Source organism: Enterococcus sp. DIV1314a (assembly GCF_051713805.1).
In the GTDB taxonomy this organism is placed as follows: Bacteria; Bacillota; Bacilli; order Lactobacillales; family Enterococcaceae; genus Enterococcus_I; species Enterococcus_I aquimarinus.
The window spans coordinates 2,091,029-2,105,185 of the sequence record NZ_JBIOQP010000001.1 but is presented as its reverse complement, the minus strand read 5'-3'; the positions used below and the strand labels follow the sequence as shown (position 1 = coordinate 2,105,185).

Sequence of the window (14,157 nt, the reverse complement as noted above, 5' to 3'; positions counted from 1 at the left end):
GCTATAATGATTGATAGGAGTGTGAATCACATGACAATCAAATATCCAAACGGCTCTCTCCCATTGTATAACGAACGGCAAAAAAAACAAACTAAAGTTGCTAAACAAAAACAATCTTTTGCCAATCGCGGGATGCGTTTTGAAGAAGCCATTAACGAAAGCAATGAGTATTATTTAAATCGCGGATGCGCAGTTATTCACAAAAAACCAACCCCTCTTCAAATCGTTAAAGTGGATTATCCAAAGAGGAGTGCAGCAGTCATCAAAGAAGCATACTTCAAAGAAGCTTCAACAACCGACTACAACGGCGTTTATCAAGGGTATTATATTGATTTTGAAGCCAAGGAAACAAAAAATAAAACCTCTTTTCCGTTAAAAAACCTACATGCCCATCAAATTGAGCACATGAAAAAGTGTCTGAGTCATAGAGGAATTTGTTTTGTTTTACTTTGGTTTTCAAGTCTAAATCGTTGCTTTTTTATTGATAGTCATTATATTGTTCATTACTGGGAGCAACAAGCAACCCAAAAAAAATCACTCTCTCTCGCAACCATTGAAGAAATTGGAATTGAAATCATTCCTGGGGTGGCACCAAGAATTCCGTATCTCCAGGCAGTTGATCAATTCATTGAATTAAAGGAGCAAACATCATGTCAAACAATACACGAACACAGCGTCATGAATCACCAAAAAAGAAAACAGTAAAAAATAAAAAGAAACGTTCCACCGGCTCAATTATTTTGAAAATTACTCTTGGTCTTGTTTTTGTCGGCTGTCTCCTTTTTTTATCAGGAGTCGCTCTGTTTTGGAGTTATGCAAAAGATGCTCCTAAATTAGAGGATGCCAAACTTGAATCACCGAACTCTTCAAAATTTTTCGCAGCTAATGGCGACTTATTTCAAGAAGTCGGTGCAGAAAAAAGAGAAACGATCGAAGCGACTGAGATTCCCCGTTTATTAGAAGATGCGATCATCTCAGTTGAAGATCGCCGTTTTTATGAACACGTCGGCATTGACCCGATTCGAATCGTCGGCTCGGTAATTTCAAACGTCAGTACCGGCGGCATGCAAGGCGGTAGTACGTTAACACAGCAATTAATTAAACTCTCTTTCTTCTCAACCGACGCTTCTGATCAAACGCTCGAGCGAAAAGCACAAGAAGCATGGATGGCGGTTCAATTAGAAAAAGAAAAATCAAAACAAGAAATTTTAACCTATTACATTAACAAAGTCTACATGTCAAATGGGCTATACGGGATGCAAACAGCGTCCAAAGCGTTTTATGGGTTGTCGTTAGAAGAGTTAAATCTTCCACAAACCGCACTGATCGCAGGCTTACCAAATGCCCCTTCTTACTTTGATCCGTATGCGAATCCCGAAAACGCCAAATCAAGACGAGATATCGTTCTCTTTTCAATGAGAGAAAACGGAAAAATTACCGACGCTGAATACGAAGAAGCCATTGCGACACCGATTGAGGAAGGGCTAAAACCACTCAGCACTACGAATGATTCTTGGAAGTATTATGATAATTATTTAACAGAAGTTATCAATGAAGTGGAAGAAAAAACCGGAAAAGACGTGTTTACTGACGGACTAGAAATTTATACGAATCTCGATATTGATGCACAAAAACATTTATATGAAGTGACCAATAGTGATACGTATGTGCAATACCCAGATGACGAAATGCAAGTAGCCGCTACTTTAATCGATGCTAAAACCGGAAAAGTCACCGCACAAATTGGGGGGCGAAATATCGAAGAAGGAACACGGTTAGGAGATAACTTAGCAGTGAACACTAAGCGCGATGTCGGATCCACGGTTAAACCGATTACGGTCTACGCGCCTGCTTTTGAATATCTAGATGTTTCGACTGGTAAAACAATTGTCGATGAACCGTATAAGTATGTCGGAACGAATACTCCTGTTCAGAACTGGGATAATAAATATTGGGGAACCATGACGCTTCGTACCGCATTAATCGAATCTCGTAACGTCCCAGCTGTCAAACTTTTTAACGAAGTCGGTGCAGATAAAATTGAAGACTTTTTAAGTCGTTTAGGCATTCAATATGCCAAAATCCAACAAGCCAATGCGATTTCAAGTAATACGGTAGATCAAGACGGGACAAAATACGGCATGTCTAGTTTAAAACTCGCCGCTGCCTACGCCGCTTTATCAAATGGCGGAACATACAATGAACCACAATACGTAAATAAAATTGTTTTTGCTGACGGTTCTGAGGAAGTGGAAGCCTTTAAAACTCCAGGGATTAAAGCAATGGAAGAAACGACAGCCTACATGGTGACAGATATCTTAAAAGGTGTTATTGAATCTGGTACAGGTTACAACGCGACTATCCAAGGACTGTATCAAGCAGGTAAAACGGGGACCTCTAATTACACTGAAGAAGAATTGGAAGCTTTGAATGCTGCTTCTACCGTCTTCCCTGACTCCACTTTTGTAGGGTATACGGTGAATTATTCGCTAGCGGTATGGACGGGTTATCGTGATCAAAAAACACCGATTACCAATGAATATTCAGGAGTAGCAAGTGATGTCTATCGAGAAGTCATGCAACATGTCTCAGCTTCGGTTGTCAACGAAGATTGGGTGATGCCAAAAGGTTTAACTCGAATCGGACGAGAACTCTACTTAGAAGGACAATATGTAGCGCCTCCTGTGGCACCACCAGTTGAATCTAAACCGGCCGAAAGTTCATCAGAAAGTTCCGAGTCGTCGAGTTCTTCAACCACTTCTTCATCAGAAAGTACGACTCCAAGTAGTTCGTCCTCTGAAACGACTCCACCGGCTGTTTCGACACAACCACCAGCAGTTGAACCAACACCGACGCCAAGTACAGAAGAAGTACCACCAACGGTTCCAGAGACACCTGTTAGTCCTGAAACCCCCGCTACACCTTAATGATAAGGACACTAAAAAATCGTAAAGACAATCTCGTCTTTACGATTTTTTTACTTTTATCTTTGCTTTTGTTGTTTGGCTTTCATCCGATCTTTGCCTTCTTGACACATCGTCAATAATGGACACACTTCGCATTTTGGTGCACGCGCAGTACAATGATAGCGGCCGAAAAAAATCATTGTATGGTGCATTTTAACCCAATCTTCTTTTGGAACTTTTCGCATCAGTGTCTCTTCTACTTCACTTACAGAAGCATCCAATTTACAAATTCTGAGCCGTTTTGATACGCGTTCGACATGCGTATCGACTGCAATTGCTGGTGTGTTAAATGCGTCGCCTAAGACAACATTCGCGGTTTTTCGTCCCACACCCGCTAGACGCATTAATTCTTCTCGTGTCTCAGGAACGTTCCCATCAAATTCTTCCATAATTTGTTGCGCGCACCGTTTGATATTTTTCGCCTTATTTCGATATAAGCCAATTGTTCGAATGTATTCAGTGATTGTCTCAAGCGGTGCGTTAGCTAATTGCTCGGCATTTGGATAAGCAGCAAACAAATGAGGTGTCACCTTATTTACCGAGACATCGGTTGCTTGTGCACTTAAAATCACGGCAATTAGTAACTGAAACGGCGTCTGATGTTCTAATTCTCCGACCGCATCTGGAAACATGGCATACATTTTTTCTAAAGCCATTTTTGTCTTTTCTTTACTAATCATTTGACTCCTCTTCTAACCAATTATGAAGGGATATTTTCGGAAGTGTTTTGGTCGTCGGTTCTTCTTTTTGCATCATTTGACGTTTTCTACGTTTTTGCTCATCCATTACTTGCTCAGAAGTCCGAATATTTTTCCGTTCCCATGATAATAAAATACGATCAATATAATTTAAACTGTATGCTTGATTTAATACAGCTTCGCGCAAGGCCAGTTGAATCAGCTCGACTTGATAATGATCCTCTTCCAACCATTGCCCAATTCGTTGGTATTCCATTGGTGATAATGGACGCCCGAATTCTGCTTCAAAATTTTGATATAACTCACTAATTTTTTCTTGTAATTGTTTTTCTTCCACTTGCTTTGTCTTTTGTGACAATAAAAGTGCTAATTTTTGATAGACTAAAGTTAAATCATAGGAATCATGCATCATTCCTCGGAGATCTTTTTGCGAGACAATTTGAATGAATTGTTTTTGAACGAGCTGATTTAACAAATAATAAATTTCTTGCTGGTTATAACTCATATCTTCAGCAATTTTCATTAAATCAGGAAATGAATCGCCTGCCTCAACATAGCGATGTAATTGCAACCAGAGTAAAAATTCTTCGTTTGACATCCCGATACGGCGATAATTTTCTACTAATAAATTGGAAATCGTCGTTTGACCATTTTTTAAAAAAACTTCTAATGAAATCATTGATTGTTCCCTTCTCACATACATAGATGATTAAAAAAAGAGAGACTTCAATCAGCTCTCTTTTTTTATTGACTTATTTTTTTGAGACGTCTGCAATAATCTCAATTTCAATTAACACGTCTTTTGGTAAGCGAGCCACTTCGACCGCCGAACGTGCCGGTAAAACATCATGGAATAATGTGCCATAGACCTGATTAAACGCGACAAAATCATCCATATTTTTTAAGAAACACGTTGTTTTTACGATATCATTTGGGGTAATTCTCGCTTCGGTTAAAATCGCAGAAATATTTTTTAAAACTTGTATTGTTTGTTCTTCAATCGTAGAACCAACAACTTCACCCGTTACCGCATCTAAAGGAACTTGACCCGATGCGAATAAAAATCCATTCGCAATTCTTCCTTGAACGTAAGGTCCGATTGCTTTTGGCGCTTGATTGGTTTGAATGACTGTCATATGAAAACTCCTTATTCTGTTATATTTTTACAAGTTGGGCATAACCCGTAGATTTCTAAACGATGACTTTGAATTTGGTAATCCGTTAGACGCTCAGCCGCCATTTCGACATCATCGAGTCTTGGATAGAAGAAATCAGATACTTTTCCACATTTTTGACAAATGACATGATAATGAGGGTTAATCGCAAAATCATAGCGACTAGAAGAACTTCCATAGTTCATCTCTCTTAGAAATCCAATTTCAGTAAATAATTTTAAGTTATTATAAACCGTTGCTACACTAATGCCAGGAAATTTCTCTTCAATCGCTCGGTACACTTCTTCTGCCGTTGGATGTGTGGGTACTTCTGTCAAGAATTCTAAAATCGCAATCCTTTGAGGTGTAATTCGAATATTTTCGCCTTTTAAATAAGCTAAGGCATCATCAAACGTCGCCATGGTTCTCCCTCCTCTACATTTATTTCTTGTCATTATCATACTATGACTACACTAATTTATCTAGCAAAAAAGAAGGGAAATCTCCAGTTTCGGAAATTCTCCTTCTTTTTTATGTTTATCCTAAAAGATTACAATGATTTATAAGTATTGATCACATTTTCTGTCGTAAAGCCAAACTCAGCTAACACTTTATCTCCTGGAGCAGAAGCGCCAAAGTGATCGATTGCAATGATTTTTCCACGACATTTCGTGTAACGTTCCCAACCAAAAGGCGAACCTGCTTCAATCGCAACACGTTTTTTCACTGATTTTGGTAAGACAGATTCTTTATACTCAGCTGATTGCGCTTCAAATAAATCCATACTCGGCATTGAAACCACAGAGACATCCACGCCTTCAGCAGCTAAAGCTTTTTGGGCTTCAGTAGCGAGGAAGACTTCAGAGCCTGTCGCGATTAAGATTCCTTCTGGTTTTTCACCTTTTTGAGGAGAAACCACGTAAGCACCCTTCGAAACAAAATCATCTGCTAAGGTAGTCGTTCCTTCAATAACAGGTAAATTTTGACGACTTAAGACTAGAACAGTCGGTGTTTCTTTTGAAGTCATTGCGACTTTCCAAGCCGCACGTGTTTCGTTTCCGTCGGCTGGACGAATGACATGTAAGTTAGGGATACTACGTAAACTTGAAAGTTGCTCTACTGGCTCATGTGTCGGACCATCTTCTCCGACAGCCACTGAATCGTGCGTCAATACATAGGTAACAGGTGTTTTTTGAATCGCTGCAAGACGAACTGCTGGACGTAGGTAATCCACGAATACGAAGAAAGTACCACCATAAATACGTGTTCCACCATGTAATTGAATCCCGTTCATTGCGGCTGCCATCGCAAATTCGCGCACGCCAAACCAAATGTTACGGCCTTCATATTGACCAGGTTCAAAATCTTTTTCTGCCGCAACCATCGTATTATTAGAACCTGATAAATCGGCTGATCCACCCCATAAAGACGGTACCGCTTTAGAGAGTGCTTGAATCATATCTTTACTTGAAACGCGACTTGCCTGACTTGAACCCACTTCATAAGTTGGTAAATTATCTGCCCACTCTTCTGGGAGTTCATCTGCAAATGCTTGTCTAAATTGAGCCGCTAATTCTGGATAGGCACCTTCATAACGTGCAAACAATTCATTCCATTCCTCTTCTGCTTTTTGGCCTTCTTCAATCATTGTTTCCTTGAAGCGAGTCGCGACTTCTTCTGGCACTTCAAATTCTGGATAATCCCAGCCATAAATCCCTTTGGCTGCTTGGATTCCTTCGATTCCTAGTGGTGCACCGTGGACAGAAGACGTTCCTTGATTTGGTGCGCCAAAACCAATCACTGTTTTGACTTCAATCAAGGTTGGTTTATTTTTTTCTTGTTTGGCTGCTTCAATCGCAGCTGAAATAGCATTTAAATCACGACCATCTTTTACGAGAATATGTTGCCAACCATACGCTTCATAGCGGGCCCCCACGTTTTCTGTAAAAGCTTTTGAAGTCGGTCCATCTAATGAAATATCATTTGAATCATACAACACAATCAATTTATCTAATTTCATATGACCTGCCATGGAAGACGCTTCATGAGAGATTCCTTCCATTAAATCACCATCACCACAAAGAACATATGTATAGTGATCTACAATTGGAAAATCAGTTTGATTATAAGTTGCCGCTAAATGAGCTTCAGACATCGCCATTCCAACAGCCATTGCAATCCCTTGGCCTAATGGTCCAGTCGTTGCTTCCACACCATCAGTATGAAGAACTTCTGGATGTCCTGGTGTGCGACTATCCCACTGACGGAAGTTTTCTAAATCTTCTTTTTGAACATCGTAACCTGAACAATGTAATAAACTATACAACAACGCTGAACCATGACCTGCTGATATAACAAAGCGATCACGATCAACCCAATTTCTTGACGTTTTTGGATTGACTTTTAAATGTTTTGTCCATAAAGCATAAGCCATTGGAGCTGCTCCCATCGGTAATCCTGGGTGACCTGAATTGGCTTTTTGTACCATGTCAATACTTAACGTACGTAACGTATTAACACCTAACTCATCAATTTTATCAAACAAATGAAGCGCCTCCTATTATTTTAGGTTTTTTTTACCTTTATTCATTCTCATTATAAAAGATATCGAATGTTTTTTCAACCTTTTTCATGTGCAAATATTTTTATTCGCGATTATGAAGCCCTTTTTCTTTCTGAATGGCTTTTAACTTCTCAGGTGTGACGTCATTTCCTAGGGGATCGACTACTTTCATCCCTTCAATATGATGTTTCATCCCACCACGAAATGCACTTAAATACTCTTCTCTTAGTAATTTTTGCTCTTTTTCCTCCGTTGGCGTTAAGCCTTCTTTCTTTTTCTTGCGGGCTAATTCATTGATACGGTTTAATTTTTTTTCTGATAACATATTCCCACTCCTCTCATTTGTTTTATCTTATACAAAATTACCCCAAAAAACAATAAGAACTCCTTTTCAAAACCGAACATCTGTTTGATTATATTGTTTTTTTATGTTAAAATTAACTTAATTATACGAAAGAAGGTGTAAACCTTGGCAAAAAAGACAGAAAGTCGTCAAATGGAAGTCTTACGCTTTATTCATAAGCGAGTACTCGATAAGGGTTATCCTCCGACAGTTCGCGAAATCGGTGAAGCAGTGAACCTCTCTTCGACTTCGACCGTTCACGGACACTTGTCCCGGTTAGAAAAAAATGGTTATATCCAACGCGATGCAACGAAACCTCGAGCCATCGAATTAACGGCACTTGGACTCGAAACTGTTGGTGGAGACCAAAAAAATATTCCATTACTTGGTGTTGTAACCGCTGGTGAACCCATTTTAGCTGTGGAAGATGCCTCTGATTTTTTTCCAATTCCACCTCAGTTAGCCAATAGTGAAAGTCAACATTTCATGCTCACCATCTCTGGCGAAAGTATGATTAACGCTGGGATTTTAGATGGCGATCAAGTTATTGTCCGCAAACAAGACATTGCTCGTAATGGCGATATCGTCATTGCTATGACGGACGAGAACGAAGCAACGTGTAAAAGATTTTACAAAGAAGCCAGTCATGTCCGTTTGCAACCTGAGAATGATTTCATGGAGCCATTAATTTTTCCAAATGTCAAAATTTTAGGATTAGTCGTAGGATTGTATCGTCATTTTTAAAACAAGGCGGACATCCGTAACATCGTTTCAAAAGCGAACACGCTCTACTCTATTTTTCTTGCTATTATTTAGAAGGTGTGACATCCGTCGTTTTGCTCTGAGAAACTGGAGGTACAGTTGAACCATTGGCTCTTTCAATTGCGCGAATATATGGCGGTTCAGAAAGAGCAGACTCTTATCACCCGCTTATCAATCAAAGATTCGTAAAAATCAAAGTAGGCTGTGACTTTTGTCATAGCTTATTTTGATTGCAACAAATTCGCCTTGCATCCCTCTTAAACCAATCCTCCGTATACGATGATATTTCACTTTTTTCTTTTTATTTACTTTCCCTCTTTACAAAGCGAACAAACATTCGTATAATAAAGACACGAACAAACGTTCTATAAGATAAGGAGTGAGTCGAAATGAAAGCAGTACGTCGTTTTGGTTTTTTAATTGGGGTTTTAGTCATCGGAATTATTATTGGGAACTTTGGGAGTTTAATCGCTTTTTTAATTTTAGGACCATTACTCATTTTATGGCTTATTTTGTGGGACGATCAACGACTACGTCAAAAGAAATACCAACAAGAGCATTTCTTAACAGAGAACGATTATTCCTATTCAGAAGATGCTTATCGATAAAAACAAAGATTCCGCCAGTGCATAAGCGCCACTAGCGGAATCTTTTTTTAATAATCCATTAATGCAAAAATATCGTAACCTTTAATCTTGTCGCGACCTTTTAGATCCGTTAACTCAATTAAGAATGCACAGCCGACAACGATTCCACCTAAACGTTCAATTAATTCAATACTTGCTTTGACTGTTCCACCAGTCGCTAATAAGTCATCACACAAGAGAACGCGTTGTCCTGGTTTAATCGCATCTTCATGAATCGTCAACGTATCCGACCCGTATTCTAAATCGTAAGAAACTTCAATTGTTTTACGAGGTAATTTCCCAGGTTTACGGACAGGCGCAAAACCTACTCCCGATTCATACGCTACGGGACAACCCACGATAAAGCCACGAGCTTCGGGTCCAACTACCATATCAATGTTTTTTTCTTTCGCATAGTCCACAATTTGTTTCGTAGCATAACGATAAGCATCGCCATCAGCCATTAGTGGCGAAATATCTCGGAAAGTAATTCCTTCCGATGGATAGTTGGGTATACTTGCAATATAATTTTTTAAATTCATGTTTTTCCTCCTGTTTAATGACAAATCCAACTCTTAATCATCGCGAGATCACTAAGTAATAAGAATTCCTCATTTTTAATTTTTCTTTGGCGCGCTTGATAGATTTCACTCTCAGTTAACGCCCGTTTAACGGGTTCATCAATATTTTTTAACAAGCCATTTTCTAACGTGACAAATTCTAATTCCACAAAAACTTGAATCATAAAGATTAATAATTGGACCGGTATTCCGGTATAAGTTGCCATCGCTGGCAACTTATGTCGAACATCAAGTTGGTCTTGTCCTTTGATTAATTTAAATAGCTTCGCATACTGTTCTCTTGAACCAAGCCCTTCTAAATAAGCCTCATCTGAAGAAAGTCCAAGAATGTAGACGCGTGAAATTTGTGTTTCATGGATAATCACTTTCACCCAATCTAAAACGACTGGCGTATCAATGACGACGAGTTGAGAGCAAGAATGCTCACTTACGTAAAGTTCTTTAAAAGACTCTATATTTTCGACATAAATGACTGGATGCTTTTGCTTTTCTTTAAAAACTTTATAGAGCTTTTTGCTAAAGGCAACAAATAGGGTTTTTTCGGTAAAATCTAATTGTTGGTGGTGTTTTTTTCCTCTAAAATCGAACACTTGAATGGTAGACACTTGATAATCTTGTAGCCTTAACTGCGGAATGGTATGACCGTTCCATTCATTAATCGTTAATTGAGCCACTAAATGGATATTCTCTGTCTCAAATTCACTTTGATCTTGGCCGAAACCAAAACCGATACCGTCAACTTGATGACCCTTATCATTGTCGAGCACAAACTTTAAGTGTTTCTGTTCCGAACCAATACTGCGACTCTCACGTACTGACACATTCTTAAAGACAAATTGCGGAATGGGATTATGCATCCCGTAAGGTGCCAGTCGTTGCAAGGACTGAATCAGTGACAAATCAACGGTTTCAATCGCCAGTTCGCCGTCAATCGCCAAGGGAAGCCCTTTTGTTAAATCAATTTGCTCCTCCAATAGATAGTGATTGATTGCCTCTTGAAGGAGTGGAAGATTCGTTTTAAGCAAACTTAATCCTACAGCCGCATGGTGTCCCCCAAAAGTCGCTAGTAACTCGCGACTTTTTTCTAGCATCTCAAACATATTTAAGGCAGCCGTACTTCGTCCAGAGCCTTTCAGCAGTCCGTCTTCTTTATGCGTTAAGGCAATTGCAGGCTGTCCTGTTTCTTGCATCACACGTCCTGCGACAATCCCTAAAATCCCTTCATGCCAATTTTCACCGACTAAAAGATGAATCTTATTTTCAGGCATGATTTGTTGCAGCGCTTCTTTTGTCGCAATTTCAACTAAATCTTTTCGTTGCTGATTTAATTGATTAAACACTTCCGCTAATTCTTGTGCATGATTTTTATCAAAAGTCGTCATTAAATCAATTGCTGGATTAGGATCTCCTAAGCGTCCAATCGCATTTAAGCGTGGGGCAATCGAAAAACCAATCGTTCCTTCATTGACTTCACTTACTTTTTCTCCACAAATGAGGAGTAACTCATTCAAGCCGATTCGCGCCCCTTGCTTGATTTGTTGGAGTCCCCAAATGACCATTGCACGATTTTCATCGGTTAATGAAACCATATCGGCAATCGTTCCAATCGCAACTAAATCAAGTAATTCTAAGGGAATATCATCGAGTAATGCGCATGCTACCTTAAAAGCAACGCCTACTCCCGCTAGATCTTTAAAAGGATATGCCCCTTTTGGATGACGCGGATGAATAATTCCATAAGCTTGTGGTAGCTCAGACGGCAATTCATGGTGATCGGTCACGATGACGTCAACTCCTTGACTGTTCGCATAGGCAATTGCCTCTTGACCTGAAACACCGTTATCGACTGTTACGATTAATTGAGCGCCCTTTTTGATGAGGTCTTGATAACGTTCCACATTTGGCCCATATCCATCGGTAAAACGATTTGGCAAATAGGTTTCGACATCGGCACCGATTAACTCTAATGCCTCTTTTAAAACCGTTGTACTCGTAATCCCATCTGCATCGTAATCCCCGTAAATGACGATATGCTCTTCTGCGATGACCGCCTCATGCAGGCGCTCAATCACTTTTTCCATATCGTAAAGTAAATAAGGATCATGTAGATCCGTCATTTCCGGTTGGATGAATCGGTGGAGAGCTTCCTTTGTTTTTATTCCGCGATTCCATAGTAATTGTGCTAAAACAGGAGAGAGTTGATACGCTTCGCTTGCTTCAACAAAAGAAGGCGTAGGTTCCTCTATCTTTGGCATCTGCCAATCATATTTTGCTGCTTTCACTTCATCACTCCTAACTTATCAATTATAACAAAGCACTTCACAAAAAAGAAGAGTCTTCTCTTCAGAGAAGGCTCTTTTATAATAAATCTTTAAAAGTTATTCTTCCGGATAGTGCCCATCATGTGTTACATCATCTACTAACGGTGTCTGTACTTGTTGTTGATTTGTCACTTTTAATGCTGTGATTTGTTTTTTTAATTGTTTTATTTCTTTATTTTGTCGCCAATAACTTCCCGTGACCATTAAAGAAACAATCAAAGCACCGATAAAGACAGAACCAAATACGACTAAAATAAGCGGACCACTGAAAGTCGTGAAACCAAAACTAATAGAGACTGTCTGATTATTCAAAATAGCAAAAACAATCATCATAAAAGTAAAAAATAAGCCTAGATATAATCGCCACTGATTTTTCATTCTGACCACTCCTATTTTTTATTAAAGATTCCACCGGCCAAATAATCTCCTAGGCGCGGAAATAACTGATAAAAATGAGCAGCCGCCGACATGATATGCGGACGATTAATTTCTCGTTTTGGAGTATTCATACTTTTTACGATTTCTTTGGCCAGTTTTTGAGGGTCCAACACAAATTGATCGATGGTTAATAAGTAATCCCCGGTAGGATCGGCTAAATCAAAAAAATTCGTTTGAATTGGTCCAGGATTAACAGTTGTGACATAAATATTAAACGGTTTTAATTCTAATCTTAAGGCATTAGAGAAACCAATCACGGCAAATTTTGTTGCGGAATAGACTGTCGATTTAGGTGTCGCCATTTTTCCGGCCATCGAAGCAACATTGATAAAATGTCCCTTTTGATGCGGTAACATGTCAATTGCTAAAGCTTGTGTTAAGTACATCATACCAAAGAGATTGACTTCAAACATTTTCCGGGCTTTTTCCAAATCAAAATCAATAAAATCTTCAAAAATACCAAAACCGGCATTATTAACAACAATATCTACCACTCCAACGGTTTCTTTAATTGATTGGATAAGCGTTTTTATACTATCCGCACTTTCTAAATCGACTGGAAAAGCATAGGCTTCTTTTTGACTCAGTACTTGGCAACGGTCTTTTACTTTTTGAATTAATTCCATTCGACGCGCGCTCACAATGACAATCGCCCCTTGTTTCGCTGCTTCATAGCAAATTGCTTCACCTAAACCTGTCGATCCACCCGTAACGAGTACAATTTTGTTCGTTAATCTCATACTAGAGAGCCTCCTTTTTCTTTAAGGGAATATCAAGCGTATAGAAATCTTTTGCTACCCAGACGTTTTCAAAAATTTCTTTTGCTTCACTTTGAAGCTCTTCCACGTCTTTTCCTAAATAACGCGCACTGATATGCGTTAAAATTAATTTGTCGACTTGAGCTGCTTTGGCAACTTCGGCGGCATCATGCGTTGTTGAATGATAGTAAGCACGCGCTAATTTCGCTTCGTTTTTATTGAATGTACTCTCATGGACTAAAACATCTGCATCACGTGCCAACTCGATTGATTGGCTTGTTTTCCGCGTATCCCCTAAAATCGTAACAATTCGCCCTTTTTTTGACTCGCCAATGTAATTTTTACCATCTATGACACGGCCATCGTCTAACGTCACTTGGTGCCCTTGTTTAATTTTACCAAAGATCGGACCCGGTTTAATCCCTAATTCTTGTAACTGATCGACTTGTAATTCTCCCACATGATCTGCTTCAACCACTCGATATCCGTAACTGTCAATCCCGTGTTCTAATTTCTGACAATACACTTGAAACTGATTATCTTCAAAGAGCAAACCATCTTCTTGTATTTCAATAAATTTTATTGGATAACTCAAACGTGTTTTAGACAAACGTAGCGAGGTTTGAATCCACTCTTGAATCCCTTTTGGACCATAAATTTCTAAGGCGTCTGAACCACCTTGAAATGAACGGCTACTAATCAAACCAGGTAACCCGAAGATATGATCACCATGTAAATGAGTAATAAAAATTTTCTCGATCTTGCGTGGTCGAATTGTCGTCCGTAATATTTGTAATTGTGTTCCTTCACCACAATCAAACAGCCAAACAGCATTGCATTCATCCAGTAATTTTAACGCAATACTACTAACATTCCGGTGTTTAGCGGGAACACCCGCACCTGTTCCTAAAAATTCTAATTCCATAGATAAACCTAACTTTCTATTA

15 protein-coding genes are annotated in these 14,157 nt (G+C 39.2%); 4 read left to right on the top strand and 11 right to left on the bottom strand.

The annotated features are described in order from the left end of the window. Positions 1-30 precede the first annotated feature (30 nt). Positions 31-705 (top strand): Holliday junction resolvase RecU, encoded by a 675-nt coding sequence (gene recU, locus IGI68_RS10000; RefSeq protein WP_273231189.1) that lies wholly within the window; start codon positions 31-33, stop codon positions 703-705. After that, complete coding sequence (locus IGI68_RS09995; protein ID WP_438732570.1) at positions 651-2,927, top strand: PBP1A family penicillin-binding protein; 2,277 nt, start codon at positions 651-653, stop codon at positions 2,925-2,927. The genes recU and IGI68_RS09995 overlap by 55 nt, the downstream gene beginning before the upstream one ends. A gap of 56 nt (positions 2,928-2,983) precedes the next feature. Here IGI68_RS09995 and nth read toward each other — a convergent pair whose 3' ends face one another. The 6 genes from nth to IGI68_RS09965 form a co-directional block, all read right to left on the bottom strand. Next, on the bottom strand, positions 2,984-3,646 hold the full coding sequence (nth, locus tag IGI68_RS09990; protein ID WP_273231984.1) for an endonuclease III: 663 nt from the start codon (positions 3,644-3,646) through the stop codon (positions 2,984-2,986). Then, positions 3,639-4,343, bottom strand: a complete 705-nt coding sequence (locus IGI68_RS09985; protein WP_273231985.1) for a DnaD domain protein — start codon at positions 4,341-4,343, stop codon at positions 3,639-3,641. Before IGI68_RS09985 ends, nth begins: the two co-directional genes overlap by 8 nt. Before the next feature lie 73 nt (positions 4,344-4,416). Further along, complete coding sequence (locus IGI68_RS09980) at positions 4,417-4,800, bottom strand: RidA family protein (RefSeq protein ID WP_273231986.1); 384 nt, start codon at positions 4,798-4,800, stop codon at positions 4,417-4,419. A gap of 11 nt (positions 4,801-4,811) precedes the next feature. Beyond that, on the bottom strand, positions 4,812-5,240 hold the full coding sequence (locus tag IGI68_RS09975; RefSeq protein ID WP_273231987.1) for a Fur family transcriptional regulator: 429 nt from the start codon (positions 5,238-5,240) through the stop codon (positions 4,812-4,814). 128 nt (positions 5,241-5,368) lie between these two features. Further along, a complete protein-coding gene (gene tkt, locus IGI68_RS09970) occupies positions 5,369-7,363 on the bottom strand; it encodes a transketolase (protein ID WP_273231988.1) in 1,995 nt (664 codons plus the stop codon). A 100-nt stretch (positions 7,364-7,463) separates the two neighbouring features. Then, entirely contained in the window at positions 7,464-7,706 is a 243-nt protein-coding gene (locus IGI68_RS09965; RefSeq protein ID WP_273231990.1) for a DUF896 family protein, read from the bottom strand. A 144-nt stretch (positions 7,707-7,850) separates the two neighbouring features. Here IGI68_RS09965 and lexA point away from each other — a divergent pair, with 144 nt between their 5' ends. Beyond that, complete coding sequence (lexA, locus tag IGI68_RS09960) at positions 7,851-8,468, top strand: transcriptional repressor LexA (RefSeq protein ID WP_071873790.1); 618 nt, start codon at positions 7,851-7,853, stop codon at positions 8,466-8,468. Positions 8,469-8,875: 407 nt separating this feature from the next. Continuing rightward, complete coding sequence (locus IGI68_RS09955) at positions 8,876-9,094, top strand: hypothetical protein (RefSeq protein ID WP_273231991.1); 219 nt, start codon at positions 8,876-8,878, stop codon at positions 9,092-9,094. A 47-nt stretch (positions 9,095-9,141) separates the two neighbouring features. Here IGI68_RS09955 and IGI68_RS09950 read toward each other — a convergent pair whose 3' ends face one another. The 5 genes from IGI68_RS09950 to rnz form a co-directional block, all read right to left on the bottom strand. Next, positions 9,142-9,654 carry an adenine phosphoribosyltransferase gene (locus IGI68_RS09950; RefSeq protein WP_438732565.1) on the bottom strand — a complete coding sequence of 171 codons (513 nt, stop codon included), beginning with the start codon at positions 9,652-9,654 and terminating at the stop codon, positions 9,142-9,144. A gap of 14 nt (positions 9,655-9,668) precedes the next feature. Continuing rightward, entirely contained in the window at positions 9,669-11,975 is a 2,307-nt protein-coding gene (recJ, locus tag IGI68_RS09945; RefSeq protein WP_438732563.1) for a single-stranded-DNA-specific exonuclease RecJ, read from the bottom strand. A 96-nt stretch (positions 11,976-12,071) separates the two neighbouring features. Continuing rightward, positions 12,072-12,392 carry a LapA family protein gene (locus IGI68_RS09940; RefSeq protein WP_071873786.1) on the bottom strand — a complete coding sequence of 107 codons (321 nt, stop codon included), beginning with the start codon at positions 12,390-12,392 and terminating at the stop codon, positions 12,072-12,074. Between the two features lie 11 nt (positions 12,393-12,403). After that, positions 12,404-13,192, bottom strand: coding sequence for an SDR family NAD(P)-dependent oxidoreductase (locus IGI68_RS09935; RefSeq protein ID WP_438732561.1), 789 nt, complete (start codon positions 13,190-13,192; stop codon positions 12,404-12,406). A gap of 1 nt (position 13,193) precedes the next feature. Further along, entirely contained in the window at positions 13,194-14,135 is a 942-nt protein-coding gene (rnz, locus tag IGI68_RS09930; RefSeq protein ID WP_071873784.1) for a ribonuclease Z, read from the bottom strand. Between the last annotated feature and the right edge of the window lie 22 nt (positions 14,136-14,157).

Excerpts from the sequence above, each read along its gene's own strand:
- recU (WP_273231189.1), top strand. The coding sequence starts at position 31 with ATGACAATCAAATATCCAAACGGCTCTCTCCCATTGTATAACGAACGG.
- IGI68_RS09995 (WP_438732570.1), top strand. The coding sequence starts at position 651 with ATGTCAAACAATACACGAACACAGCGTCATGAATCACCAAAAAAGAAA.
- nth (WP_273231984.1), bottom strand. The coding sequence starts at position 3,646 with ATGATTAGTAAAGAAAAGACAAAAATGGCTTTAGAAAAAATGTATGCC.
- IGI68_RS09985 (WP_273231985.1), bottom strand. The coding sequence starts at position 4,343 with ATGATTTCATTAGAAGTTTTTTTAAAAAATGGTCAAACGACGATTTCC.
- IGI68_RS09980 (WP_273231986.1), bottom strand. The coding sequence starts at position 4,800 with ATGACAGTCATTCAAACCAATCAAGCGCCAAAAGCAATCGGACCTTAC.
- IGI68_RS09975 (WP_273231987.1), bottom strand. The coding sequence starts at position 5,240 with ATGGCGACGTTTGATGATGCCTTAGCTTATTTAAAAGGCGAAAATATT.
- IGI68_RS09965 (WP_273231990.1), bottom strand. The coding sequence starts at position 7,706 with ATGTTATCAGAAAAAAAATTAAACCGTATCAATGAATTAGCCCGCAAG.
- IGI68_RS09955 (WP_273231991.1), top strand. The coding sequence starts at position 8,876 with ATGAAAGCAGTACGTCGTTTTGGTTTTTTAATTGGGGTTTTAGTCATC.
- IGI68_RS09950 (WP_438732565.1), bottom strand. The coding sequence starts at position 9,654 with ATGAATTTAAAAAATTATATTGCAAGTATACCCAACTATCCATCGGAA.
- IGI68_RS09940 (WP_071873786.1), bottom strand. The coding sequence starts at position 12,392 with ATGAAAAATCAGTGGCGATTATATCTAGGCTTATTTTTTACTTTTATG.
- IGI68_RS09935 (WP_438732561.1), bottom strand. The coding sequence starts at position 13,192 with ATGAGATTAACGAACAAAATTGTACTCGTTACGGGTGGATCGACAGGT.
- rnz (WP_071873784.1), bottom strand. The coding sequence starts at position 14,135 with ATGGAATTAGAATTTTTAGGAACAGGTGCGGGTGTTCCCGCTAAACAC.